Here is a 24,764-nt window from a genome sequence, read left to right as displayed (position 1 = left end):
ACTTATGTAATTTATGCTGTGTAGACCAACTTTAAATTTATCTTGGCTGCAGCATTTTTAAGTAAATGATACACATAATTTGACAAGAATTAGAGAGCTGTAAGCTAATAGAATGGGTTTAAAGATTAGCAGAAGAGAAGACAAGATTATTACAACAATGGAAAATGGAACTATAAAATTTATTGATAATTCAATTAAGAAAATGAAATAATCAAGGCATAAAATTGCTCTAAGCCTTGATTATAATAGTGGTGGAACTTAATTTGTGGGTAATTAAAACTTAAGTTTTGTACCTATAAGACCAACAGTACCTCGTGTTGTTTTACTAGGTGCTTCAGGGTAATATACAGGTTTACCTTTAGCTTGGAAATGAGAAATTTCAGCATATGGTAATAAACCAGGCATGATCTTATATTCAGTAGCTAAGCTTACAGCATCGACGGTGTTTTTATATCTTGAAGTTTTAAGATATTCAAGACTTGTTTTTATAGGTCCTTGTCCATAAGCAACTGCTCCATTGTAATAATAGGTATCACGACCGACTTTATAATATTCCTTAGCGGTTAAGCTTTTACCTAAATTACCGTAAGAAGCTCCACAAGAGAAATTACCATAAGTAAATACGGCTCCAAGATTATATGCTTTTAAATTAGAAAGCTTATAGGTATTCAATACTTCTATTACCTTAGTTCCTTCCATTTTAGCATGAACAAGACGACGAGCAGGTTTACCATACTCTCCGGTAACGGATAATTTTAAGTCTGCATCTTCGCTAATTTCATGTTCATAAGTTAAGCCGGCAGAAAAAGCATCTCTAATATTCTGATTTATAGTTATAGTTTCGCCGTTTCCTAAGGAAACCGTCTTTATTCCGGTTCTAGAAACACTAACTCCGTTTCTTCCTGAGCTTTCAAGCGTTAAATTATTTATATCTTTGTTACCGCCCGTATTAGCAGTATCGGGAGTATAAGAGATACCGGCCTGGAAGCCTTTCATTTTAGGTGTGAAAAAGTTGAGTCTTCTAGCTTTTTCAGTTTTTTCATTGATTTGATCAAAAGAGTTCGAGTATGATTCAAGATAAAAGCTAGCACTAGTATCGAAATCCGGTTTTAAACCGTTATACCTCATATATTGACCGTCAAGTAGAGCATATCTATACCATCCTCCGGTACCTGCGGTTACTTGAGAGCCGGTAACACGCAATTTAGCACTTGCATCGACAGGAGAGCCTAATTCTACTTTACCGTAACTAGTTTCAATAAAGATATGTGATCCGTTATAACTTGCAGAGGTTTTTGCTCTTGTAGTAGGCTGAAGCACTATTTTAGCACCTGCTATTACATCATTGATAGTTTTAGAAATAGTTGCCGCAAACGCTGCTTCCGTGTAAAACCCTAGCTTTTTCCTGTTATCAGTTACATTTTTATCAAATAAAATTAAATGATCCTGTTTAATATAACCGCTTTCAAATAAATAAAATCCTTCTAATTTTATTTCAGTATCAGAATTAGAAATAACAGGTGTTGGATTTTCTTCGGCAAGACCAGCCGATGCAAGGCAAATAATACTTGCAGCTAATAATAATTTTTTCACTTTAATAAAGCCCCTATAAACTTAAATAATAAAATTTACTATACATAGTATTAATAAATATAAATCAACTACGCTAGAATATAAATATAATAATACTTTTCAGAATTGACAATAAAAAACTATTTTAATTTGTAATAATTTAATTTAAAGTATACAATGTTGTATTATTATCACTATCATTATTCAAGCAGCCTCAGACTTATAGTTTTAAAGAAAAATTTTGTATTGTAAATAATTATGAGTTATAATCATTAGTTTATTAATTAAATTAAGTTTTGATTATGGCTATAATGTCAGATAAGTGGATAAAAGAAGCTGTTATAAATCAAAGTATGATAAGACCCTTTGCGGAAAAGCAGGTAAGAGTTCATAATAAAGAAAAGATTATTTCTTACGGCTTATCTTCTTACGGCTATGATGCTAGAGTATCTAATGAATTTAAAATATTCACCAATATAAATTCTACTACGGTTGATCCAAAAAATTTCAGTGAATATAATTTAGTTGATAGAGAAGTAGATGTGTGTATTATTCCACCTAATAGTTTTGCCCTTGGCAGAACTATAGAATATTTTAAAATACCGCGTGATGTATTAGTTATTTGTGTCGGCAAGTCCACTTATGCAAGATGCGGTATAATAGTAAATGTGACTCCGTTAGAACCGGAGTGGGAAGGACATGTAACTTTAGAGTTTTCTAATACTACTCCATTACCTGCTAAAATATATGCAAATGAAGGAGCTTGTCAGTTTTTATTTTTAAAAAGTGATCAAATTTGTGATACTTCATATGCCGATCGCCAAGGAAAATATATGAAACAAGTAGGCGTAACTTTACCGTTAACATAACTTTTTTATGTAAGAACCTGTTCACGATCTTAATTTTAAAGCTAATTAAAATCTTTTTAGCCGCAAATTATAAGATTTTTTTGAAATAAGAATATTATTCCTACAAAAATCTTATTAATTTTCGCTTAAAAACCTGTTTAATTATCAATCAAAATAAAATCGTGAATAGGCTCTAAAAAATTATATTAAATTTTTAATAAGGATTTTTATGAGTACAATAAACACCGATACTAATGAGGCAATGCCGCATATTTCCGTTAATGCACAATATATAAAAGATTTATCTCTTGAGAACCCTTCTGCCCCGTCTTCTCTTGCGGCTTTAGATCAACGCCCTCAAATTGATTTATCTCTAGATATAAATATTACTAATTTATCGGAAGAAAATTTCTATGAAGTAGAGTTAAATATCGAAGCAACTGCAAGAAATGAAAAATATAAATTATTTCAGATAGAATTAAAATATGCCGGAGTATTTAATTTAATTAATATTGATTCTGAACAACATCCGATTTTATTATCTGTTCATTGTCCGGCAATGATATTTCCATTTGCTAGAAAAATTATAGCTAGCTGTACTCAAGATGCAGGATTCCAGCCTTTAATGATTGATCCTATAGATTTTGGTGCCTTATATCATAAGAAAATGTCAGAGCATCAAAACTAAGAAAATCATTTAATTATTTAATAAATTTCGTTTTAAACGCCATGGTTTTTAAATCACAGATAGAGCTTAATAGTAAAAATTTTATCAATTTGATTAAATATTCGTTACTTATGTAATTAATGAATGTATAAAGCACCAGATAAAAAATTATAATTTAGTTAACAATAATTAACTGTAATTAAATTATAGCACAATATAAAAATTGAATTTTATGGAGAAAAATAATGAGAGTTTTGTTAATTGAAGACGAGCCGGAAATGGCTAACTTAATTGAGCTAACTTTAGCTTCAGAAGGTATAGTTTGCGATAAAGCTTCAGTTGCTGTGGAAGGTTTAAGGCTTGGTAAAGTCGGTGGTTATGATCTAGTGATTTTAGACCTTATGTTACCGGATATTAATGGTTTTGAGATATTATTAAGATTGCGTGCTGCAAAAATAAAAACCCCAATCTTAATTTTATCTAGCTTAACGGATACGGATCAAAAGATTACCGGTTTCTCTTCTGGAGCCGATGATTATTTAACCAAGCCATTTGTAAGAGAGGAATTAATTGCTAGAATTAAAGCTATAGTTAGAAGTTCTAAAGGTCATGCAGCATCAGTATTTAGGTTTGATAAGGTGAGTGTAAACCTAGATACTAGAACTGTAGAAGTTGACAGTAAAAAAGTACATTTGACGAACAAAGAATATGCTATTTTAGAGCTATTAATACTCCGAAGAGGAACTATCTTAACTAAAGAAATGTTCTTAAATCACTTATATAGTAGTGTTGACGAACCAGAAATGAAAATTATTGATGTATTTATTTGTAAACTTCGTAAAAAGTTAAGTGATGCTGCTGGCGGTAGAGATTATATCGACACTGTATGGGGACGCGGTTACATGCTAAAAGAATATGATGAATTACAACAAAAAGAAATTTTAGCACAAGGAGCATAATTAATGCCTTTATCTACTTCTTTACTTGGTAAAAAAAGTACTTATAAAGATAGTTATGATGCGACTTTATTATTTAAAATTTCACGTATAAATAATCGAAACGAACTTGGAATAAATAGTAATAATCTTCCGTTTTACGGTGTAGATATTTGGAATACATATGAACTATCTTGTCTTAATAAGAACGGTAAACCATGGGTTGGAGTAGGCACTTTTTATATACCGACGTATTCTGAAAATATAGTAGAATCAAAATCATTTAAACTATATCTAAATTCTTTTAATAACTTTGTTGTTGAATCAGTAGAAGAACTAGAAAGAATTATCTTGCAGGATCTAAGTAATGTTACACACGCTAAAGTAACAGGACGTATATTTCCTATAAATACAAAAATAGAATTTGGTATTCCAAGCGGTAAAAATATCGATGATTTAGATATAGTATGCAATAATTACGGTCCACCCGATAATAGTTTAATTGAGTATGAAGATGTTTTGGTAGAAGAAGAGATTAATTCTAATTTACTCAAATCAAATTGCTTAGTAACCGGTCAACCGGATTGGGGTACAATCGTTATAAAATATAAAGGAAAAAAGTTAAAACATGATTCTTTTCTGAAATATTTGATATCTTTTAGAAATTGTAATGAGTTTGCAGAGCAGTGTGCTGAGCGTATTTTTACAGATATTAAAAACGCTATAAATCCTGATTTTCTTTCTATTTATATAGTATATACTAGGCGTGGAGGGATTGATATTTGTCCCTATCGTTCTACCGATAAAAGTTATACTTTACCTAGTGATAAACGATTTATTAGGCAATAATCACTTTTCTAATCCATAAAAAAATCCATTCGATGCATACCGTGGCTTGACCACGGTATCCAGTTAAAAATATTAAAATTATTAGTATTTTTTATTGTTGTTATGGACCCCGTGGTCAAGCCACGGGGTGACACAGTGGATTTTACCGGTCTACGCAACAATGCCTCCTCGCAATGACAATTAAGATATCTACGCAACAATGCCATGCGGGACTGACATAAATGCGTTTTTTGAGTCATGCAACAAGACCTAGAAGTGAACTAATAGAAGTTAGTATAATTTTATGATTCTTTTGTAGGATTTTGTGGAGGCTTTAGGCTTTCTACTATTTTATTCAGGTCTATTTGACTACAGATTCCTAGTAATACGGGATCACGAGGACGAATAGAATTCATATTCCAATGGCTACGAGTTCTAATAGCATCTATAGTAGTCTTAGTAGTGCCTATTAATTTAATTATTTGATGGTCTTGGATGTTCCGATAATTAGACAATAACCAATATATAGCATCCGGTTTATCTTGACGCCTTGCTATAGGAGTGTATTTAGCACGCTGTTTTTTCTGATTTTTCATCAATTCATCAGTAGGGCTATATGAAATTTGTAAATTAGCATTAGGATCTTTACTGCAACGTTCAATTTCCTCTAAAGTTAACTGACCGTTTGCAACTGGATTTAAACCTTTTATAGATTGTGCTACTTCACCGTCAGCCATACCTTTTATTTCAAATTCATGAATACCACAAAAATCGGCAATTTGTTTAAAAGTTAAAGAAGTATTTTCAATTAACCACATAGCCGTGGCTTTTGGCAGAAGCGGTAATGTTTTTTGCGAATTCATGATAATTGTTTTTTGGCTTAATTTAAGAAGTTATAACAAATAGAGTTATTTAAGTCAATAGACCTCTTGCATAGCGAAGCTAATAAAGAAGAATTTGAAAGAGACACGGAAGTGCTTGCTACCGCAGCGTACACTTTAGTACGTGAGGATGCGAGTACCGGATTGACATATAAATTACCTTTAGAAGCAAGTTATGCAAGAGGTCTAATCTTCATTTAGAAACTTAACTATATCCTCAACTACTTTCTTAGCATCGCCGAATAACATAAAAGTATTATCGTGATAAAATAGCTCATTTTCTATACCTGCATATCCTGAAGCCATAGAACGTTTAATAAACAAAATAGTACGAGCTTTCTCAACATCGAGTACCGACATACCATAAATTGGACTGTTCGGATCATTTTTGGCAGCAGGGTTAGTTACGTCATTTGCCCCAATCACAAGCACTACGTCAGTGGTAGCGAAATCTCTATTAATTTCTTCAAGCTCAAGTACTTTCTCATAATCTATATTAGCTTCTGCAAGTAAAACATTCATATGCCCCGGCATTCTACCTGCTACCGGATGTACGGCAAAACGTACATTAATATCTGAACGTTCTAATATATCAACCATCTCTTTTATGATATGCTGAGACTGGGCTACTGCCATACCGTAACCTGGAACAATTATCACCGATGATGCATTAAGTAGTAAATGTGCCGCATCTTCAGGGCAGCTTGTTTTTGCTATTTTATCGTCGTCTATATCCTTGTTAATCCCGGTAGGTGCAGGCAAAAACGCCCCAAAAATAACCTTGATTAATGAACGATTCATAGCCCTACACATTATATAGCTAAGTATAGCTCCGCTACTACCGACTAATGCTCCGGTAATAATAAGTAGGCTATTGCTAAGCGTAAAGCCGATACCGGCTGCTGCAAAACCTGAATAAGAATTTAGCATTGATACTATAACAGGCATATCTGCACCGCCCACCGGTATTATTAGTAATACTCCGATGAACAGCGATAAAAAGACTATTAGATTAAATAAAAATATATTTTCTGAACGAATAAAAGATATTACTAGAATAACCAATATTATTGCCGTTAATAAGCATATATATTGCTGACCGTAGAATTTTAGTGGGCTACTTTTCATTAAGCCTTGTAGTTTTAGAAAAGCTATAACCGAACCGCTAAAAGTTAACGCTCCTATAGAAACTCCAAGCGATATTTCTATTAATAAATTAATCGGTAAACTTCCTGCTATTCCTATAGAAAAATTTTCAGGAGCAAGTATCGTAGCGTAAGCTACAAATACCGCAGCAAGACCAACAAAAGAGTGAAATCCGGCAACTAATTGAGGCATTGCCGTCATGGAGATTTTAAGTGCAATAATCCCTCCGATTATACCGCCTAATAATATGGTTGCTATAATGGGTAATTTATGAGCAAAATCCGGGAGGAAAAAAGTAACGCCGACTGCTATCGCCATTCCCAAGATACCTATGGTACTACCTAAACGTGCTTGTTTCTGTGAGGATAAAAACTTTAGCGACAGAATAAAACAAACAGCCGCAACTAAGTATAATAACTGGATAATTTGTAGGGACATAGGGGAATTACTTTTTTAATGTCATTTTAGCTAAAAGCGATTATTACTAGGCTACCGATGTCATTCCCGCGAAAGCAGGAATCTAAGAAAAAATAAACTTAAATATTGGCATAAAAACTGCATATCCGACAAAATAAACATATAAAAACGAGTTTTTATATGTTTTACTGGATTCCCGCTTTCGCGGGAATGACATAAAGGGAGTCGTATATTCTCTAAAAAGTAAATCCTATACCTACAGAAACTATTAAAGGATTAAGTTTAACTTTAGAGGTCACGGTTTTATTACCTACTAAATTCGGTTTATACTCAAGTTTAGGATTTAAGAAAAATTGTCTTACGTCAATATTGATTAAAGTATCATCTTTAGCATAAAAATCTACACCTATTTGTCCTACGGCACCGTGTCCGTTTCTAATTTTAAGACCAGTAGCTTGCGTAAGCATATAAGAACCGTGATAACCTATGCCTATATACGGTCTTATTCCACCGTAAGGAGCTATATGAAATTGTCCGGTAACCGTTGCAGGAATCATATAAATAGGTTTGTTTTTTCCTAGTTTGACATTATCAACGCCATAATTATGAGCAACGGCTGCAAGGGATGTATATTTAGTGCGTAAAACATTAAAACCAAGCGATAATTCAGTAGCTAAATAATTGTTAAAGAATATAGTAGTGGATGCATCACCTCCATAACCGTTTTTTGCAACTTCTCCTACTGGAACAGGTTGAGGAGAAGTAGGAGTAGGTAATCCTTTTTGCTTAGCACTTGAAAAAACACCTCCTAGACGCATCTTGAAAACTAAACTTCCTTCGTTTTCGTAATACGGTGTACTATCATAGTCAGGAGCAGAATCTACATCATCATACATGCTTTTAGCAAAACTATTAATACTTATGCTGGATACAAACAAAATTATCCCTAATTTTTTCACTATTCTTAACATATTAATTATAACCTTTACTTGCTTAAAATTGATTACCGTATTATTATATAAAATTTTTGTTTATATATTTATACCATTTTCATAAAAGATAGAATTCTTTTATGCTAAAAGTCAAGACATTTAAGTAAAATTATAGAAATTATTGGAGCATATTAATGAATGATGCATTAAAAACATATTTAACCGGTATAGGTTGGTTTTTACTTAGTTTAGTAAGTAGTAGTGCCAATGATGTAATGTCTAAATATCTTGGTACTCGTTTACATAGCTTTGAAGTAGCTTTTTTCCGCTTCTTTTTCAGTAGCATAGTTTTACTACCTTTTGTTTTTTATTACGGTAAAAATACCTTAAAAACAAGTCGTCCTTTTGTACATATATTAAGAGGATTATTATTATTTTTCGCTATGACTTCTTGGACTTACGGTCTTACCATAGCTCCCGTTACTACCGCAACCGTTGTAAGTTTTTCTATCCCTTTATTTACTTTAATACTTGCCGTATTTTTTCTTAACGAAAATATTATTTGGCAAAGATGGGTAGTTACCGTAGTAGGATTTATAGGGCTTGTTGTTACGCTTAAACCTCATGCCGAGGATTTTAACCCCGAAATTTTGTATTTTGTATTAGCGGTTATTTCATTTGCTATGCTTGACATTATTAATAAAAAATTCGTAATAAAAGAATCGATGATCAGTATGCTATTTTATTCGGCAATAGTAACTGCTGTAGTATCATTGCCTGTTGCATCGCAATATTGGCTAACCCCTAGCGGTTTTGAATTAGCTTTATTGTTTGTACTCGGTAGTAGTGGAAGCTTAATATTATTCTTTCTACTTAAAGCTTTTTCCATGGTAGATGCAACCGCTACCGCTCCTTATAGATATTTAGAGCTGGTGATTTCGGCAATAGCGGCATATTTCATATTTAATGAGTTTCCCGATAAAAGCACACTTCATGGAGCAGTAATAATAATTCCTGCTACCTTATTTATAATATACTCCGAAAAAAAAGCTATGAGTAGAAAACATGAATCGCAGTAAACTAGTATTTTCAAGCGGTATCGCTAACACTTTTGAATGGTATGATTATGTATTATTCGGTTATTTTGCACCCATAATAGGAGCAAAATTTTTTCCGAATGATGATGCTAATACTTCTTTACTGCAAGCTTTTTTAGTATTTGCTATAGGTTATTTGGCAAGACCGTTGGGCGGCATATTTTTTGGTGTTATTGGTGATAGATTTGGACGCAAAGTAGCCTTAACTAGTGCGTTATTTTGCATGTCTGCCCCAACCGTATTAATAGGAATATTACCAACTTACCATACTATAGGTATAACTGGGACTATATTAATGATTTGTGTACGAATTCTGCAAGGATTATCAATGGGAGGAGCTTTGACCGGTTCTATTTCTTTTGTTATTGAACATACTAGCCATAAACACCGAGGCTTTACCGGTAGTATTTCAATGTCTAGTATATGCTCCGGTTTATTGCTTGGTTCTTTTGTTTCTTATATCGTTAAGAATATCCTAACAGCTTCACAATTTGATAGTTTTGGCTGGAGAATACCTTTTTTACTTGGATTTTTTATTCTTTTTGCAGCATTTTATATTAAAAAAAATACACACGAAACACCGAATTTTAAAAATCTAAGAGAGCAGAAAAAGATTTTACAATCACCGTTAAAAAAAGTCATTACCAATCATTGGTTTGATATATTAATCTCGATTTTTATCAATGCTCCCGGTTCGATAATATTCTATTTAACTACAATTTACTTGGTATCGTTTTTAAAAATCAGCCGTAACTTTACTGAAAATGAAGTAAATAGCCTCGCTAACGTATGTTACGTGATTATGATAGCTGTAACTTTATTAAGCGGTTATTTATCCGATATTATAGGTCGCAGGAAAATTTTTGTAATTAACCTGATAATAATTATTATAACAACGCCGTTTTTACTTAATAATTTTGAGAACGGTGACTTTACAAGCGTAATTATCTCACAATTTATACTAGCTATACTTGCCGCTAGCTATATCGGTCCTGAACCGGCATTACAAGTAGAGTTTTATCCTACAAATATACGTAACACCGCTTTGTCTATTTCATATAACACTGCTACAAGTATTTTCGGAGGTACTACGCCTCTTGTCTTTGAATATTTAGTACAAAAAACAGGGCATGTAACCTCGGCAGTTTATTACGTCATATTAAGCTGTATTTTTGCATTGATCGCCTTATATTTTTACAAAAATAGAAGTTTAGATAAAATATGAAAAAAATTACAAAACCTGCAAACCTAGTTGAATTTAATGATAAAATTGTAGTCTTGACACCTAAGAGTTCTTACTATGGCAATGCTTACGAACACAAAATAACTAAAAAAGGATTAGTTTTTGCTTGTATCTCACAGGATAGCATAAATCACTCCAAAACTGTTGAAAAAATAACTAGTAACGAGGCAATTTCAAGGATAGATATAGACTTATTCGGTACGTGTCATAGAGTTACTACGACTGTAACGACCGACCGATTACGGCAAGAAGAAAGCGGCTCTTTAGAAATGAGACCTGCTTCTGCAAAAGAGATAGCCCAATTACAAAAGTTAGTACAAGATAATAAAATGATATTAGCATGCCAAACCAAAGAAAAAACACTAAAGATTTTAAGTGATTATTTACATAAAGAATTTGGGATGCATGCTAATGAAGCTACAGTAGCATCTTCTGATGAGGTACATATAAGTGGAGAGAATGAAAAGCTAGAAAAGAGCTTTTTAGTAATATAGTAAACGAATTTCTAAAATTCTTCTTGATTTAATAGCAAATATGTGGCAAAAAGAGTTTGAAATAAAATTCTAGACTATATGAAAGACAATTAAATTAATCTATTTTTACTTTTTTTAGCTACAAATTATCAAATTTTTTTGAAATAGGCACAGTTATTACCGCAAAAATCTTATTAGTTTTCGGTTTAAAATATTTAAAAATATAAATAATTTAATTGTCTTTCATATAGTCTTGCTACTATAGCTCAGGGGTAGAGCACTTCATTGGTAATGAAGAGGTCGGGGGTTCAATTCCCCCTAGTAGCACCACTATACATCCTAAGCTTTGTGAATTTTTAACCTTTCTTGAAAAATTCATATGCTGATTTTAGTCTAGTTTCTGTCAGATACTATTATAGTATTATGTTTATTTTATAAAGCTAAGTTGCAAATAATATAAAACTAATGTATGATTTACATTTAAAATACGGTAATGATTATTTTATTATATGATAGACATTCTTCTTTTTGTACATATTACTATTGCAATATTGCTAATTATAGTTATTCTGATGCAGCGTAGCGGATCGGATGGAATTAGTAGTATAAGCGGCGGTAATAATATGGGAGTAGTCAGTGCTAAAACAGTCGGTAATTTTCTTACTAAAAGCACTATAATACTTACAATATTATTTTTAATAAACGCAATAGTACTTGCTAACCTTTCCTCAAAAAAGAAATCAGATTTAGTTTCTAAAATTAATGAAATTGAAGAAAATCAAGCAGAAAATAGTTTACCTATAGCTAAATAGTTACAGCTTTATCTTAGTAATATCTCTCATACTTGTCATTGTTTATCTTTGTTGTCATTGTTGTATGTATACCCGAACAGTCATTGCGAGGAGGCATTGTTGCGTAGACCGGTAAAACCTACTGTGTCACCTTGTGGCTTGCTAACTAGGTCCATAAAAACAATAAAAAATACTAATAATTTTAGTATTTTTAACTGGATCCCGTGGTCAAGCCACGGGATGACAGAGGTAAAACTGATCCACGCAACAACACCTTGCGAGGAGCAAAGCGACGTGGCAATCCAGAAAAATAATTAAAAAAATTCTGATTTACAGAATTTTTTTTCTTCCTTGCTTCGTTGAAATTTACAATTTCTTCTCGCAATAACGAAAAAATCGGGTCATGCAACAAAGCCGTATGACAATAATTCACAAAATAATTTTAGAAATGTCTATAGAATTTAATATAAAAGAAAAAATTTATATCATTTTATGTACGTTTTTACAGTCCTTATTATAGTAGGAAACTTAATATATCAAAAATTTGTTTACCTTAATATTCTTAATTTTTATATTCTTGAATTATCTATAGGAGCAATTTTTTACCCGTTAACTTTTTTATTAACGGATTTAATAGCTGAGTTTTACGGTAAAGAAAGAGCCAATTTTTGTGTAAAACTTGCTATTATTTTTAATATAATAGTAGTTTTAATAATAAGTCTCATGGATAAATTGGAAGCTACTAATTGGTCTAATGTTGACAACATAACTTTTCATAAAGTCTTTGGTTCATACCATATATCTTTTTTAGCATCAACTTTTGCCTGTTATATAGCTCAACTTGTTGATATTAATATCTATTTATGGATACGTAAAATTACTAAAGGTAAATATTTATGGATAAGAAAAAAAGGCTCTGGATATATAAGTGTGTAAATTCTAAAATAGGCATTAAATTCGCCCCTCAAATTTTATCAAAAAGTGAGCCATGGCCTCTCCCCAATTTTGGATAGGCATATTTCATTTTCGCGTAATATAGTCAATTGTCAAGTACAAAGTCTTAAATACAGAGTCGTCGTTAGGAAAACCCCTTTTGTTATTAGTAACCTTGCGTAATTGACTATTGACTATTTAAACCTTCGATTGCATTGGTTGTATAAATGATACGCCTAATCACTTCTGGGTATTGTAAAAAAATTATCAAATTCTGCCAATTATTTTGCCATGATTTTGCAATATGTGGGTACTGTTTGCCCCATTTCATATCAAAATCAGATAAGGCAGTAAGTGCTTCATCCTCAGTGATAGAGCTGTATACTAGCTTCAAATCTGCTGCAAGTTCTTTACGGTCTTTATAGCTTACATATGACAAACTATTTCTGATTTGATGTACAATGCACAGCTGATGCTCAGTTTGTGGATATACTGCAGATATCGCCTCACTCATGCCCGTTAGATTATCGCTACAAGCAATTAAGATATCTTTTAATCCCCTGTCTTTCATTTCAGTAAAATTATTTAACCAAATTTAGCTCCCTCATTCTCGCTAATACACAAGCCTAAAATATCTTTCCTTCCGGTTAAATCTACACCTAAAGCTACATATACTGCCTTATTGATAATTCTCTTATCTTGACGTACTTTAACTATAAGTGCATCAAAATATACTATAGCATATATGGCTTCCAGAGGCCTATTCTGCCAACTCCTGACCTCATCCATAACATTATCGGTAACCCGACTAATAAGGTTTTCACTGTTCTCTGCACCATATAGCTTATGAATCTGAATCTTAATGTCAGAGAGGCTCATCCCTTTAGCATATAAGGATAATATCTTCTGATCTAATCCATCTAATCCTAGTCTGACGCTTTGGCACTAGTACAGGAGAAAATTCAGCATTTCTATCACGTGGTACTTCAAGTTCCAATACTCCACCTTCAGTAATTAGGCTTTTTTTGCATACACCATTTCTACTATTGTCAGTCTCTATCCTGCCATATTTGTTATAGACAAGATGCTCATCCATCTCAGCTTTTAAGGCTCTTTCAAATATATTTTTAGTTAACTGCTTTAATATCCCGTCTTTGGCAAAAAAACTCGTTAAATCAGTATCTTTATCTATTAGCAAATCTACTGCTTGTTTTATCTTCTCTTGGTTACTGTTACTCATGTTATTCCTGATAAATTATATTATTGTTAATATAACCTATCCTAGAAATTTACACACTTAGTGAGACAGCACCTTTATAAAGTTAGATAAAAGTTGTGTTCATATTTATACAGGCTCTTTTTTAGTTAACATAGCAATTATGATACCTGAATTAAGAAAAAAAGTAATGCCTTTTTTGAAAAAAGCAAAATCAACCTTATCTAAAAGAAATACAAGCCTTAAATCATTGAATATTGCTTTATTGCACTTTTATATTCAACTTCTTAAGCCGAATAGCAGATTATGTAATAATTCGCTATTCGTGTTAATTAACTATTATCTTTTTTCTTGGAGGAATATAGATTGTTTCATCTTCAGCATGCGAAATCTTTTCTAAAAGTCCGATAAAACGGTCTTTATTATGTACTAGCTTTACTATTGCCCACCCTTCTTCTATTGATTTCTTTATGCGTTCTATATCAGATTTATGCTCTGAAAAAGATATAACTTTTTGTGCTGGATTTTGCATATTGATAAATCAATTATAGTTAATAAATGTTAATATTATAGTAAATATTTTTTAATAAATCAATCACATATTTATTATTTGCTAAATATAAATAAAATGATTACCATATATTAGGTCTTGTCTACTTATATCCTAATAAATAGTTTAATTAAAAATTAAAAGTTGTACAACAATTTTTTATTTTAAACATATATTTTTATTTTACTTATTAACTTTATTTAATTTAAACTGTATAATTTAATTATGTCAAATGATAATTTACAACCGCCTGCTCTTTCTAAAAAGCAATTATTTGCTTTTTTTGGTATGGTTGTCGGGATGTTTATGTCGGTACTTGATATTCAGATTGTCGCTAGCTCATTATCCGTAATAGCTGCAGGTCTTGCTGCATCAAGCGATGAGCTTTCTTGGGTTCAAACATCTTACTTAATAGCTGAAGTTATCATTATTCCTATTACCGGCTTTTTAGCAAGGTTACTTTCTACCAAAATTTCTTATTTTATTGCAGCTCTAGGATTTACGGTTATGAGCGTATTATGTTCGCTCGCAACTAATATTGAATCAATGATTATCTTTAGAGCATTACAAGGATTTTTTGGTGGTGCTATGATACCGACGGTATTTAGTACCGTTTTTATAATTTTTCCTGCATCACAACGTCCTACCGTTACTATCTTAATCGGTCTTGTGGTAACCGTTGCCCCTACTTTAGGACCTACACTCGGTGGATATATTACGGAGATTTTATCATGGCATTTTATGTTTTTATTAAACGTCATACCTGGTATTTTCGTATGCACGGTAGTATTTTTATATGGGGATTTTGATAAACCAAATTATAAATTACTGAAAAATTTTGATTTTCTCGGTATATTATTAATGGCTTTAACGCTCGGCTTATTACAATATGTTTTAGAAGAAGGAAACAAAAAAGGTTGGCTTGAGGATAATTTAATATTATTTTTAAGTATTGCAGTAGCTTTAGGTTTTGTTTTATTAATCATTAGAGAACTAACCTTTATTAATCCAATTTTAGATTTAAAAACATTCCTTTATAAAGACTTTACTTTTGGTTGCCTTTATTCATTCGTTATGGGTATCGGATTATACGGGGCAGTATATATATTACCGCTATTTCTCTTTACTATTGCCGGATATGATACATTACAAATCGGGGCTACTATGATGGTGACGGGCGGAGCACAATTTTTATCTGCACCACTTGCCGGTAGGATGTTAGGGCTAGGGGTAGATTTACGCCTGATGCTTATTATAGGGCTTGGAGGGTTTGCTCTCGGATGTCATTTGAATAGTTTTCTAACGCCTGATTCTAAATTTGCTGCATTTGTGCTTCCTCAATTTGTTAGGGGGCTTTCATTAATGTTTTGTTTTATACCGACTAATAATATAGCTCTTGGCAATATGCCAAAAGAAAGAGTAGGTAACGCTAGCGGGCTTTATAATCTTACTCGTAATTTAGGAGGAGCTGTAGGACTTGCGGTAATCAGTACTATACTTACTAATGATACTAAAATCTTTATGCAATATTTATCGGAAAATATCTCGTCTACTTCTATAATGGCATTAGAACAACTAGATTCTTACACTGAATTATTAAGCGGGAAAGTCCTTAATCCTGAAAAAGCATCCTATTTGTTATTAGCAAACAAATTAAATAATGATGCTTTTGTAATTGCAATAAATAATATATTTAATATGATAGGGCTGTTATTTGTATTTATAATGCTACTAATACCTTTTACTTCAAATATCAAATTAACCGGAAATGTTAATGCTCACTAAAATTAAATTTATATTATATTTTCCTTGGTTATTATTAGAAATATGGAAATCAGCTTTCTCGGTTATCAAAATAATTTGGCAAAGAAAGATAGAGATAGAGCCGGTTTTTGAATGGATTGACGCAGAAGGGTTAGAAGAAATCGGTGAAGTAATTTATAGTAACTCGATTACATTAACACCCGGTACGGTAACACTTGATATAAATAATAATATGCTATTAGTACATGCACTCAATAAATCATCGATTACCGATCTACAAAGAGGTAGAATGATTAAAAAAATTAAGCAAATATTAAAAACAACTTGGGGGTAGAAAATGATATCAGATATAAACGCTCTAAAGTATAAAAAAGTTTTGCTTAAAGTTTCAGGAGAAGCTTTAATGGGAGACAAGCAATTTGGACATGAATATGAGGTAATAAAAAAGATTGCCGGCGATATTAAGGAGGTCATTGATTTAGGAGTAGAAGTCGCTATTGTAGTCGGAGGCGGGAATATTTATCGAGGGATCAATGCAGCACTTGTCGGTATGGACCGAGCTTCAGCGGATTATATAGGTATGCTTGCAACGGTGATTAATGCTTTAACATTACAAAACGTTATGGAAAGCCTAGGTATCTATACAAGAGTTCTATCGGCTGTTCCTATGATGAGCGTGTGTGAGCCTTATATTCGCCGCAAAGCTAAAAGACATATGGAAAAAAAGCGTGTAGTAATTTTTGCTGGCGGCACGGGTAACCCTTTTTGTACAACCGATAGTGCCTCAGTACTTCGTGCAATCGAAATGAATTGCGATATTTTATTAAAAGCAACTCAGGTTGACGGCGTATATGATTCCGACCCTAAAAAAAATCCTGATGCTAAAAAATATTTCACTATTAGCTATAAAGATGTTATAACTAACAACCTGCAAGTCATGGATACGGCAGCTATTGCAGTTGCAAGAGAAAATAAGTTACCTATAAGAGTATTTTCGATAAAAGAACAGGGAAATTTTGCTAGAGTAATACAAGATAAAGGCGAATATACGACAATTGAGGAATAATATATTGTAGTGTGACTCGGTTTTTCGTCATTGCGAGGAGGTCTTGTTGCGTGGACTGGTAAAATCCACTGTGTCACCCCGTGACTTGACCACGGGGTCCATAAAAATAATAAACAAATACTAATAATTTTAGTATTTTAACTGGATCCCGCGATCAAGTCGCGGGATGACAATAGAAAACCGATCCACACAACAATGTACTTGGTTCATGTACTAATAATAATATACAGATAAAATAAATATATGGATGAATACATATGGACACAGAAACGTTAAAGAAAAACTTACAAGAAAAGATGGATAAAGCTCTGAAAGTTTTAGATCATGAGCTTAAAGGGCTACGTACCGGTAGAGCTTCGGTTAATTTGCTTGATAGCGTAACCGTGGAAGCTTACGGGAGTAAAATGCCGCTTTCACAAGTTGCTTCTCTATCCACCCCGGATGCACGAACAATTAACGTGCAGGTTTGGGATAAATCTATGGTGTCCTCGGTAGAAAAAGGAATTACGATAGCGAATCTTGGCTTAACTCCAGCAACAGACGGGCAATTAATCAGACTACCGATACCGGCTTTAACTGAAGAAAGACGTAAAGAACTGGTAAAGCTTGCTCATAAATACGGTGAGGATACTAAAATTTCATTACGTAATATTAGAAGAGACGGCAATGAAGAACTTAAAAAGCTAGAAAAAGATAATATTATTGCAAAAGATGAGCATCATAGCTTATCTGAACAAGTACAAAAACTAACCGATGATTATAGTAGTAAAGTTGGCTCGGCAATAAAACAAAAAGAACAAGAGATAATGACTGTTTGATTCTAATCGTCATTGCGAGCAGCCATAGGCTGCGTGGCAATCTCGTCAAATACCCTGAGATTGCTTCGTCAAAATTTTCAATTTTTCCTCGCAATGACGCCAACGCCTAAAAATACCCGAATGAAGAACATAAAACTATGATTACAAAAGAAGAAGCACAGAAAATAGCAAAATTAGCTAGATTAAAATTTGAAGAAGATACTGTAGAAAAATTTTCTGCTCAGCTTAGTACTATTATGAATATGATTGATATTTTAAATGAAATAGATTGCAAAGATATAGAACCTTTAACTTCGGTTTCTAATATGAATGCTAGAATGCGAGAGGACGCCGTTACGAGTTCTGATTTATCAAATAAATTATTTGATAATGTAAGCGGAAATAGTGCCCAGCTTGCTAAAGAAGTAAAATATTTTATCACTCCAAAGGTTGTTGAATAATTATGACGGAATTAAACAAATTAACAGTAGCAGACAGTGTAAAAGGTCTAAAAAATAAAGATTTTACAAGTAAGGAATTAGTTAATGCACATATTAAACAAATAGAGAAACATAAAAACCTAAATGCTTATGTTACCGAAACTTTTGATTTAGCTTTAAAACAGGCTGAAGCAGCCGATCAAAATTATGCTAAAAATCAACCGCGAACACTTGAGGGTATACCATTTGCCGCTAAAGATCTTTTCTGTACGAAAGGAATTAGAACTACGGCATGTTCTAATATACTGAAAAATTTTATACCTAATTATGAATCAAGCGTTACACAAAATATTTTTGATAAGGGCGGTGTGATGCTCGGCAAAACCAATATGGATGAATTTGCGATGGGTTCGGCAAATATCACTAGTTGTTTTGGAAATGTAATTAGCCCTTGGAAAGCAAATGATGATAATGCAGATTTAGTTCCGGGCGGTTCTTCAGGCGGTTCAGCTGCAGCAGTTAGCGGGTTTATGGCATCTGCTGCTCTTGGTAGCGATACTGGAGGCTCGGTACGTCAACCTGCAAGCTTTACGGGTTTAGTCGGATTTAAACCGACATATGGTCGTTGCTCAAGATACGGAATGGTATCGTTTGCTAGCTCACTTGATCAAGCAGGGATATTTACTAGAAGCGTTTTAGACAGTAGCATTATGCTTGAAGCGATGATGGGGTTTGATGAAAAAGATTTTACTTCGATTAAAGCAGAAGTTCCCGAACTACAATCCGCTATCGGAAGTTCTATGAAAAATATGAAGATAGGTGTACCTCTTAGCCTTGGTGAAGGCGGTATTATTGAACCTGATATTATGAAAATGTGGCAGGATACCATAGAGCTACTTAAAAACGCCGGTGCTGAAATAGTTGATATTACGCTGCCGCATGCTAAATACGGTGTTGCCGTTTATTACGTAATAGCACCGGCTGAAGCTTCTTCAAATTTATCTAGATATGACGGCGTTAGATACGGTCTTCGAGTAGAACGTGAAAATATGATGCTTGACGAAATGTATGAAATGACTAGATCAGCCGGATTTGGGGAGGAAGTAAAGCGTCGTATTATGATTGGAACATATGTGCTTTCATCTAGTTGTATGGATGCATATTATCTAAAAGCTCAAAAAGTACGTCGTTTAGTTGCAAACGATTTTAATAATGCTTTTGCAAAAGTTGACGCCATTTTGTTACCTGCAGCACCGACCGAAGCTTTTAAGATCGGTGAAAAACAAAATGATCCGACTATTATGTATTTAAACGATTTATTTACTATTCCTGCAAGTTTAGCCGGTTTACCTTGTGCATCGGTTCCTGCCGGATTATCGGCACGAGGTTTACCTCTTGGGATGCAGATTATAGGTAAACAATTAGATGAATATAATGTTTTGAAAGTAGCATCGACAATTGAGTCAGGTGTAAAACATATTAAATTTGAGCCAAAGGGTTTTTAATTATGGTATATATTGAAGGTAATACGGGGAAATGGGAATATGTAATAGGGCTTGAAATCCATGCTCAAATTTCCTCAAAATCTAAGCTTTTTTCAGGAAGTAGTACTATTTTTGCAGCAAGTCCAAATTCGCAGGTTTCCTATGTTGATGCAGCAATGCCCGGGATGTTACCGGTATTAAATAAGCATTGTGTACACCAAGCAATTAAAACAGGGCTTGGGCTTAAAGCTAAAATAAATAAATATTCGGTATTTGATCGTAAAAATTATTTTTATGCCGATCTGCCCCAAGGTTACCAAATCTCACAATTTTACTATCCTATAGTACAAAACGGGACTATGGAAATACCGACTAGTACCGGCGATCTTAAAACTATTCGCATTAACCGTTTGCATTTAGAGCAGGATGCAGGTAAATCTATACATGATCAATCACCACATTACAGCTTTATCGATTTAAATCGTGCCGGTATTGGGCTTATGGAAATTGTAACCGAGCCTGATATATCTTCGCCGGAAGAAGCGGCTGAATTTGTAAAAAAGTTGAGGAATTTGTTACGTTATATCGGCAGCTGCGACGGTGATATGGAAAAAGGCTCAATGCGTTGCGATGCTAATATTTCAGTAAGACGTAGTGGCGAACCACTAGGCACAAGATGCGAAATTAAAAATATTAATTCAATTCGTAATATTATTAAAGCAATAGAATTTGAAGCTAAAAGACAAGTAGATTTGCTTGAAAGCGGTGAAGCAATAATTCAAGAAACACGCTTATTTAATGCCGATAGCGGCATCACTAGAACTATGCGTTTAAAAGAAGAAGCACTTGATTATAGATATTTTCCTGATCCTGATTTATTACCGCTTGTTATTTCTGATGAGTTAATAAATGAACTAAAAGCAAACTTACCTGAGCTACCTGATCAAAAGACTGAAAAATATACGAAAGAATTTGGCTTAAGTAAATATGATGCCGAAGTAATAGTAGCCGATGAATCGGTTGCTGAGTATTTTGAGAAAGCAGCAAATGAATGTAACCCTAAAATGCTTACTAATTGGCTAACTAGTGAGTTGTTCGGACAATTAAACAAAGCATCGATAGGAATAAATGAATGTAAAATTACTCCTAGTAACTTTGCAAAACTGGTAAAATTAATAGAAAATGATACTATTTCCGGTAAAATTGCAAAAACCGTTTTTGAAATTATGTTTGAAACCGGTAAAGCACCTGATAAAATAGTAGAGGAAAAAGGACTAATGCAAGTTTCGGATAATAACGTGCTGAACACAGTAATTGACGAGGTAATAGCTGAAAATCCTGAATCAATAGAGGGTTATAAAAGTGGTAATGATAAATTATTCGGTTTCTTTGTAGGCCAAGTAATGAAAAAAACCGGCGGTAAGGCTAATCCGACGCTTGTGAATCAGCTTTTAAAGGATAAGCTGGATTCTTGATGTTTACCGATGTTGTCTGCATGGCTTCTATGTCATTCCTAGCTAAAGACATTATTGCGTGGCTTGGTTTCATCGTCATTGCGAGCAGGTATTATTGCGTGGACCGGTAAAATCCACTGTGTCACCTAGTTCGCTTGACCACGGGGTCCATAACAACAATAAAAAATACTAATAATTTTAGTATTTTTAACTGGACCCCGTGGTCAAGCCACGGTATGACACACCAAACGGGTTTTTCAAGCCATACAACAAGCTCAATGCCTTACGGAAATGACACGGAACACACTAAAACTTAAAACATTATTTTTATGAAATTTCTAAAAATATTTCTACTATCTTTCTTACTAGTTTCTTGTGAAAAAAAAGAAACGGAAAAAACTTTAATAGTCGGTACTGCCGCAGATAATCCTCCTTATGAATTCATCCAAGACGGAGAGATTGTTGGGATTGATATTGATATTATAAAAGCAATAAGTGAGCGTCTAAATAAAAAAGTTATCATAAAAAACTTCGACTTTAACGGTTTACTTGCAGCTTTAGTTAGTGAAAATATTGATGTTGCGGTGGCGGAGCTTTCCGTAACACCGGAGCGTTCCGAATATATCAGCTTTTCCGATAACTACGCTACTGCAAGATTTGCCATAATATATAGAACAGGCGATAATATACAAAATAGCAAAGATCTAGAGAATAAAATAGTAGGGGTACAGCTCGGTAGTGTTTTAGAAAAAAAAGCACAAGATCTATCACAGACAATGAATATTAAAGTTCATTCTTTAGCAAATCATTTAATGTTAGTTGAAGAGTTAAAAGCCAGAGTCATAGATGCTATTATTTCTGAGGAATTTCAAGGCAAGAAATTAAAAGAAAATAATTCAAATTTAGAAAGCAGTACTTTAGAAGAATTTTCATCAGATTTTGCTATAGGTATGTCTAAAAACTCAGGACTAATTAATGAAATTAATGAGGCAATCGATTCATTAAAAAAAGACGGAACCATTAACAAAATTATGAAAAAATGGCTGGGACAGTAACAGAAAGTCAATTTAAAGATACTATGAGTCGATTCCCCCAGGGAGTGACTATTATAACAACAAATTGTAATAACGAGCTTTTTGGCTTTACTGCTAGTTCTCTTACTTCTGTATCTTTAAAACCACCGTTAATATTATTTTGCCTCAATAAAAACTCTTTTAGTATAAACAGTTTTCAGAAAAGTGATAAATTCGCAGTTAGTATTTTAGCAGAGAATCAAATTGATATCTCAAAACATTTTGCTAAATCACAACCTAATAAATTTACAAAAATTGCTTATGAGCTTGGCAATAAAACCAATTGTCCTTTAATAAACGGTGCAACTTGTTATATAGAATGTAATAAATATGCTTCTTATGATGCCGGTGACCATGTTATATTTATTGGTGAAGTAATAAATACTGCTATTAAAAATGATTTAAAGCCTCTATTATATTTTCATAAATCTTATACAAATTTACAATAAATCAAACATGATTAATATCGGTCTTAGCGGTTCTACCGGTAAAATGGGAAAAACCATTACAGAGAGAATAGATAAATTTAAAGATTGCAAAATTTCAGCAAAATTTAATAGTACTAATAATTTAGATGATTTAGATAATTTTTGTAAAAATTCTGATGTAATCATCGATTTTTCTACTCCTGAAATATTAGAAAAATTAATTAATTATGCATTAAAACATAATACAAAATTAGTAATCGGAACCACAGGACTTCAGCCTCAACATTTTAAGCTTTTAGAAAAAGCAGCTCAAACTTTACCTATTTTATATTCTGCAAATATGAGTATCGGGGCTAATTTGCTCAGCTATTTAGCAAGAAAGACAACAAAAATACTAGATGATTACGATATTGAAATTCTAGAAACCCATCACCGTAATAAAAAAGATTCACCCTCAGGAACTGCTATTATGCTTGCTGAAACAATTGCAAGCGAAAAAGGATTAAATATAGCATTTAATCGTGGCAACAGACCGAGAAGCGAAAAAGAAATAGGTATTTCCTCGCTTCGTGGTGGAAATGTTCACGGTATACATGAAATATCTTTCCTAGGTGACGATGAAATAATCACTTTAAAACACGAAGCTCTGAATAAAAACTCTTTTGTCATTGGTGCAATTAAAGCTGCTATTTGGCTACAGGATAAATCACCGGCTTTATATTCAATGCAAGATATTTATAATTATCACTTGAAAAAGAGCCTTTAAAGGGCTATATTTTATTATTATACCTTGGTAAATGAAGAATTGGTAGACGAAGCTCAATTTGAAAAAGAGCAAGGGGTCTGTAAACCGAGGAGCGGAGCGTATACTTAATACGTGAGCATCCGAGGGCTTACAAAGACGACGTAGCCAATTTTTCAAATTCAGCGAGTATAAATAACATAATCCTAAGGTTACTTATGATCGATTATACAAAAACTTTAACTGCCACCTCAAAGAATAAAACTTTTGATGAAGGCTTAAGAAAATACATGCTTAAAGTATATAATTATATGGCTTTAGCACTTTTACTAACCGGTGTAGCAGCCGTAACGACTATATCAGTTGAACCTATTTATAATTTAATGTTTCAAACAGGTTTCGGCACTATTATAATGTTTGCTCCGCTCGGTATCGCTTTATATTTCTTTATGGGCTTCGGACGAATGAACCTGAAAACGGCACAAATATTATTTTGGGTTTATGCCGGTTTAACCGGTATGTCGCTTGCATATTTAGCTCTTATTTATACCGGTGCCTCGATAGCTCGTACTTTCTTTATTTGCTCTTCCGTTTTTGGAGCAATGAGTTTATACGGTTATAGTACAAGTAGAGATCTAACATCTATGGGTTCATTTTTTGCAATGGGTCTTATAGGTCTTATCATTGCTTCATTAGTCAACTTGTTTCTAAAAAGCTCGGCTCTTTCTTTTGCTACTTCTCTTATTGGAATAGTAGTATTTATGGGATTAATTGCTTGGGACACTCAAAAGATTAAGTCTATGTATTACATGGCAGGAAACGATGAAGTAGGACAAAAGCTTTCTATTATGGCAGCCTTTACTTTATATTTAGATTTTATAAATCTTTTCCTATATTTAATGAGATTTTTAGGCAATAGAAGAGATTAATTGGTATCCTTTCTGCAAAGTCATGATTTATTCATGGCTTTGTTTTTTTCATTGTCAT

28 protein-coding genes, 1 tRNA gene and 2 pseudogenes are annotated in these 24,764 nt (G+C 33.0%); 24 read left to right on the top strand and 7 right to left on the bottom strand.

The genetic code is table 11. The features are described 5' to 3' along the window. Positions 1-273: 273 nt before the first annotated feature. A complete protein-coding gene (locus AC5587_RS07805; RefSeq protein WP_499162367.1) occupies positions 274-1,593 on the bottom strand; it encodes a porin in 1,320 nt (439 codons plus the stop codon). Positions 1,594-1,874: 281 nt separating this feature from the next. Between AC5587_RS07805 and dcd the strand changes: the two genes are divergently transcribed. From dcd to queF, 4 genes are all read left to right on the top strand, one after another. Next, on the top strand, positions 1,875-2,441 hold the full coding sequence (gene dcd, locus AC5587_RS07800; protein WP_010420471.1) for a dCTP deaminase: 567 nt from the start codon (positions 1,875-1,877) through the stop codon (positions 2,439-2,441). A 208-nt stretch (positions 2,442-2,649) separates the two neighbouring features. Beyond that, positions 2,650-3,108 (top strand): protein-export chaperone SecB, encoded by a 459-nt coding sequence (gene secB / locus AC5587_RS07795; RefSeq protein ID WP_041078145.1) that lies wholly within the window; start codon positions 2,650-2,652, stop codon positions 3,106-3,108. 224 nt (positions 3,109-3,332) lie between these two features. Beyond that, on the top strand, positions 3,333-4,046 hold the full coding sequence (ctrA, locus tag AC5587_RS07790) for a response regulator transcription factor CtrA (RefSeq protein WP_499162366.1): 714 nt from the start codon (positions 3,333-3,335) through the stop codon (positions 4,044-4,046). 3 nt (positions 4,047-4,049) lie between these two features. Next, positions 4,050-4,871 (top strand): NADPH-dependent 7-cyano-7-deazaguanine reductase QueF, encoded by an 822-nt coding sequence (gene queF, locus AC5587_RS07785; protein ID WP_499162365.1) that lies wholly within the window; start codon positions 4,050-4,052, stop codon positions 4,869-4,871. 8 nt (positions 4,872-4,879) lie between these two features. Here queF and AC5587_RS07780 read toward each other — a convergent pair whose 3' ends face one another. Together AC5587_RS07780 and AC5587_RS07775 are read right to left on the bottom strand one after the other, a co-directional pair. Then, positions 4,880-5,110: a hypothetical protein gene (locus AC5587_RS07780; protein ID WP_499163044.1), complete on the bottom strand. Its 231-nt coding sequence runs from the start codon at positions 5,108-5,110 to the stop codon at positions 4,880-4,882. 42 nt (positions 5,111-5,152) lie between these two features. Further along, positions 5,153-5,713, bottom strand: coding sequence for a cell cycle transcriptional regulator TrcR (locus AC5587_RS07775; RefSeq protein ID WP_499162364.1), 561 nt, complete (start codon positions 5,711-5,713; stop codon positions 5,153-5,155). Positions 5,714-5,752: 39 nt separating this feature from the next. Between AC5587_RS07775 and AC5587_RS07770 the strand changes: the two genes are divergently transcribed. Further along, entirely contained in the window at positions 5,753-5,932 is a 180-nt protein-coding gene (locus tag AC5587_RS07770) for a palindromic element RPE1 domain-containing protein (RefSeq protein WP_499163023.1), read from the top strand. Here the strand turns inward: AC5587_RS07770 and AC5587_RS07765 are convergent. Continuing rightward, positions 5,918-7,315, bottom strand: a complete 1,398-nt coding sequence (locus tag AC5587_RS07765) for an NAD(P)(+) transhydrogenase (Re/Si-specific) subunit beta (protein WP_499162363.1) — start codon at positions 7,313-7,315, stop codon at positions 5,918-5,920. The genes AC5587_RS07770 and AC5587_RS07765 overlap by 15 nt on opposite strands. A gap of 215 nt (positions 7,316-7,530) precedes the next feature. Next, on the bottom strand, positions 7,531-8,265 hold the full coding sequence (locus AC5587_RS07760) for an OmpW family outer membrane protein (RefSeq protein ID WP_499162362.1): 735 nt from the start codon (positions 8,263-8,265) through the stop codon (positions 7,531-7,533). Positions 8,266-8,420: 155 nt separating this feature from the next. Here AC5587_RS07760 and AC5587_RS07755 point away from each other — a divergent pair, with 155 nt between their 5' ends. The 7 genes and pseudogenes from AC5587_RS07755 to AC5587_RS07725 all read left to right on the top strand — a co-directional run. Continuing rightward, the gene (locus AC5587_RS07755) at positions 8,421-9,305 is read left to right on the top strand and encodes a DMT family transporter (RefSeq protein WP_499162361.1); all 885 of its coding nucleotides are present in this window, start codon (positions 8,421-8,423) and stop codon (positions 9,303-9,305) included. After that, complete coding sequence (locus AC5587_RS07750) at positions 9,292-10,548, top strand: MFS transporter (RefSeq protein ID WP_499162360.1); 1,257 nt, start codon at positions 9,292-9,294, stop codon at positions 10,546-10,548. The genes AC5587_RS07755 and AC5587_RS07750 overlap by 14 nt, the downstream gene beginning before the upstream one ends. Continuing rightward, entirely contained in the window at positions 10,545-11,060 is a 516-nt protein-coding gene (locus AC5587_RS07745; RefSeq protein WP_499162359.1) for a hypothetical protein, read from the top strand. The genes AC5587_RS07750 and AC5587_RS07745 overlap by 4 nt, the downstream gene beginning before the upstream one ends. 234 nt (positions 11,061-11,294) lie before the next feature. After that, positions 11,295-11,369: transfer RNA gene (locus AC5587_RS07740), tRNA-Thr, on the top strand. Positions 11,370-11,548: 179 nt separating this feature from the next. After that, positions 11,549-11,851, top strand: a complete 303-nt coding sequence (gene secG / locus AC5587_RS07735) for a preprotein translocase subunit SecG (RefSeq protein ID WP_032073806.1) — start codon at positions 11,549-11,551, stop codon at positions 11,849-11,851. 57 nt (positions 11,852-11,908) lie between these two features. After that, positions 11,909-12,148, top strand: a complete 240-nt coding sequence (locus AC5587_RS07730) for a hypothetical protein (RefSeq protein WP_499162358.1) — start codon at positions 11,909-11,911, stop codon at positions 12,146-12,148. Positions 12,149-12,278: 130 nt separating this feature from the next. Then, positions 12,279-12,763 (top strand): annotated as a pseudogene (locus tag AC5587_RS07725) (queuosine precursor transporter); the annotation flags it as partial. A gap of 18 nt (positions 12,764-12,781) precedes the next feature. Here the strand turns inward: AC5587_RS07725 and AC5587_RS07720 are convergent. Both AC5587_RS07720 and AC5587_RS07715 read right to left on the bottom strand, forming a co-directional pair. Further along, positions 12,782-14,003: pseudogene (locus tag AC5587_RS07720) on the bottom strand (IS256 family transposase). Positions 14,004-14,307: 304 nt separating this feature from the next. Next, positions 14,308-14,511, bottom strand: a complete 204-nt coding sequence (locus tag AC5587_RS07715; RefSeq protein WP_499162357.1) for a DUF2674 domain-containing protein — start codon at positions 14,509-14,511, stop codon at positions 14,308-14,310. A gap of 243 nt (positions 14,512-14,754) precedes the next feature. Between AC5587_RS07715 and AC5587_RS07710 the strand changes: the two genes are divergently transcribed. The 12 genes from AC5587_RS07710 to AC5587_RS07655 all read left to right on the top strand — a co-directional run bounded on the left by AC5587_RS07710 (position 14,755) and on the right by AC5587_RS07655 (position 24,706). Then, positions 14,755-16,314: a DHA2 family efflux MFS transporter permease subunit gene (locus AC5587_RS07710; protein ID WP_488267172.1), complete on the top strand. Its 1,560-nt coding sequence runs from the start codon at positions 14,755-14,757 to the stop codon at positions 16,312-16,314. Next, positions 16,298-16,627 carry a monovalent cation/H+ antiporter subunit E gene (locus tag AC5587_RS07705; protein WP_499162356.1) on the top strand — a complete coding sequence of 110 codons (330 nt, stop codon included), beginning with the start codon at positions 16,298-16,300 and terminating at the stop codon, positions 16,625-16,627. The genes AC5587_RS07710 and AC5587_RS07705 overlap by 17 nt, the downstream gene beginning before the upstream one ends. 3 nt (positions 16,628-16,630) lie before the next feature. Next, a complete protein-coding gene (pyrH, locus tag AC5587_RS07700) occupies positions 16,631-17,359 on the top strand; it encodes a UMP kinase (protein WP_499162355.1) in 729 nt (242 codons plus the stop codon). A 257-nt stretch (positions 17,360-17,616) separates the two neighbouring features. Further along, positions 17,617-18,177, top strand: coding sequence for a ribosome recycling factor (gene frr / locus AC5587_RS07695; RefSeq protein ID WP_499162354.1), 561 nt, complete (start codon positions 17,617-17,619; stop codon positions 18,175-18,177). A 137-nt stretch (positions 18,178-18,314) separates the two neighbouring features. Beyond that, on the top strand, positions 18,315-18,617 hold the full coding sequence (gatC, locus tag AC5587_RS07690; protein WP_041077478.1) for an Asp-tRNA(Asn)/Glu-tRNA(Gln) amidotransferase subunit GatC: 303 nt from the start codon (positions 18,315-18,317) through the stop codon (positions 18,615-18,617). 2 nt (positions 18,618-18,619) lie between these two features. Further along, a complete protein-coding gene (gene gatA, locus AC5587_RS07685; RefSeq protein WP_499162353.1) occupies positions 18,620-20,101 on the top strand; it encodes an Asp-tRNA(Asn)/Glu-tRNA(Gln) amidotransferase subunit GatA in 1,482 nt (493 codons plus the stop codon). A gap of 2 nt (positions 20,102-20,103) precedes the next feature. Beyond that, on the top strand, positions 20,104-21,555 hold the full coding sequence (gatB, locus tag AC5587_RS07680) for an Asp-tRNA(Asn)/Glu-tRNA(Gln) amidotransferase subunit GatB (RefSeq protein ID WP_499162352.1): 1,452 nt from the start codon (positions 20,104-20,106) through the stop codon (positions 21,553-21,555). A gap of 134 nt (positions 21,556-21,689) precedes the next feature. After that, on the top strand, positions 21,690-21,851 hold the full coding sequence (locus tag AC5587_RS07675) for a hypothetical protein (RefSeq protein ID WP_499162351.1): 162 nt from the start codon (positions 21,690-21,692) through the stop codon (positions 21,849-21,851). A 12-nt stretch (positions 21,852-21,863) separates the two neighbouring features. Continuing rightward, the gene (locus tag AC5587_RS07670) at positions 21,864-22,589 is read left to right on the top strand and encodes an ABC transporter substrate-binding protein (protein WP_011271441.1); all 726 of its coding nucleotides are present in this window, start codon (positions 21,864-21,866) and stop codon (positions 22,587-22,589) included. Continuing rightward, on the top strand, positions 22,574-23,056 hold the full coding sequence (locus tag AC5587_RS07665) for a flavin reductase family protein (protein WP_011271442.1): 483 nt from the start codon (positions 22,574-22,576) through the stop codon (positions 23,054-23,056). The genes AC5587_RS07670 and AC5587_RS07665 overlap by 16 nt, the downstream gene beginning before the upstream one ends. A gap of 7 nt (positions 23,057-23,063) precedes the next feature. Continuing rightward, entirely contained in the window at positions 23,064-23,801 is a 738-nt protein-coding gene (dapB, locus tag AC5587_RS07660) for a 4-hydroxy-tetrahydrodipicolinate reductase (protein WP_410527872.1), read from the top strand. A 194-nt stretch (positions 23,802-23,995) separates the two neighbouring features. Next, on the top strand, positions 23,996-24,706 hold the full coding sequence (locus AC5587_RS07655; protein WP_040256992.1) for a Bax inhibitor-1/YccA family protein: 711 nt from the start codon (positions 23,996-23,998) through the stop codon (positions 24,704-24,706). The last annotated feature ends 58 nt before the right edge of the window (positions 24,707-24,764 follow it).

The sequence above is a fragment of the Rickettsia endosymbiont of Hedychridium roseum genome (assembly GCF_964028255.1).
GTDB lineage: Bacteria > Pseudomonadota > Alphaproteobacteria > Rickettsiales > Rickettsiaceae > Rickettsia > Rickettsia asembonensis.
Note: the sequence above shows the minus strand (reverse complement) of the source record. Positions and strands in the feature narration are given on the sequence as shown.

Coding starts and splice junctions, on each gene's coding strand:
- AC5587_RS07765 (WP_499162363.1), bottom strand. CDS start 7,315: ATGTCCCTACAAATTATCCAGTTATTATACTTAGTTGCGGCTGTTTGT.
- AC5587_RS07710 (WP_488267172.1), top strand. CDS start 14,755: ATGTCAAATGATAATTTACAACCGCCTGCTCTTTCTAAAAAGCAATTA.
- pyrH (WP_499162355.1), top strand. CDS start 16,631: ATGATATCAGATATAAACGCTCTAAAGTATAAAAAAGTTTTGCTTAAA.
- AC5587_RS07775 (WP_499162364.1), bottom strand. CDS start 5,713: ATGAATTCGCAAAAAACATTACCGCTTCTGCCAAAAGCCACGGCTATG.
- AC5587_RS07780 (WP_499163044.1), bottom strand. CDS start 5,110: ATGACTCAAAAAACGCATTTATGTCAGTCCCGCATGGCATTGTTGCGT.
- frr (WP_499162354.1), top strand. CDS start 17,617: ATGGACACAGAAACGTTAAAGAAAAACTTACAAGAAAAGATGGATAAA.
- dapB (WP_410527872.1), top strand. CDS start 23,064: ATGATTAATATCGGTCTTAGCGGTTCTACCGGTAAAATGGGAAAAACC.
- secB (WP_041078145.1), top strand. CDS start 2,650: ATGAGTACAATAAACACCGATACTAATGAGGCAATGCCGCATATTTCC.
- gatC (WP_041077478.1), top strand. CDS start 18,315: ATGATTACAAAAGAAGAAGCACAGAAAATAGCAAAATTAGCTAGATTA.
- AC5587_RS07750 (WP_499162360.1), top strand. CDS start 9,292: ATGAATCGCAGTAAACTAGTATTTTCAAGCGGTATCGCTAACACTTTT.
- dcd (WP_010420471.1), top strand. CDS start 1,875: ATGGCTATAATGTCAGATAAGTGGATAAAAGAAGCTGTTATAAATCAA.
- gatA (WP_499162353.1), top strand. CDS start 18,620: ATGACGGAATTAAACAAATTAACAGTAGCAGACAGTGTAAAAGGTCTA.
- gatB (WP_499162352.1), top strand. CDS start 20,104: ATGGTATATATTGAAGGTAATACGGGGAAATGGGAATATGTAATAGGG.
- queF (WP_499162365.1), top strand. CDS start 4,050: ATGCCTTTATCTACTTCTTTACTTGGTAAAAAAAGTACTTATAAAGAT.
- AC5587_RS07665 (WP_011271442.1), top strand. CDS start 22,574: ATGGCTGGGACAGTAACAGAAAGTCAATTTAAAGATACTATGAGTCGA.
- AC5587_RS07670 (WP_011271441.1), top strand. CDS start 21,864: ATGAAATTTCTAAAAATATTTCTACTATCTTTCTTACTAGTTTCTTGT.
- AC5587_RS07705 (WP_499162356.1), top strand. CDS start 16,298: ATGTTAATGCTCACTAAAATTAAATTTATATTATATTTTCCTTGGTTA.
- AC5587_RS07715 (WP_499162357.1), bottom strand. CDS start 14,511: ATGCAAAATCCAGCACAAAAAGTTATATCTTTTTCAGAGCATAAATCT.
- AC5587_RS07760 (WP_499162362.1), bottom strand. CDS start 8,265: ATGTTAAGAATAGTGAAAAAATTAGGGATAATTTTGTTTGTATCCAGC.
- AC5587_RS07755 (WP_499162361.1), top strand. CDS start 8,421: ATGAATGATGCATTAAAAACATATTTAACCGGTATAGGTTGGTTTTTA.
- AC5587_RS07655 (WP_040256992.1), top strand. CDS start 23,996: ATGATCGATTATACAAAAACTTTAACTGCCACCTCAAAGAATAAAACT.
- ctrA (WP_499162366.1), top strand. CDS start 3,333: ATGAGAGTTTTGTTAATTGAAGACGAGCCGGAAATGGCTAACTTAATT.
- AC5587_RS07745 (WP_499162359.1), top strand. CDS start 10,545: ATGAAAAAAATTACAAAACCTGCAAACCTAGTTGAATTTAATGATAAA.
- secG (WP_032073806.1), top strand. CDS start 11,549: ATGATAGACATTCTTCTTTTTGTACATATTACTATTGCAATATTGCTA.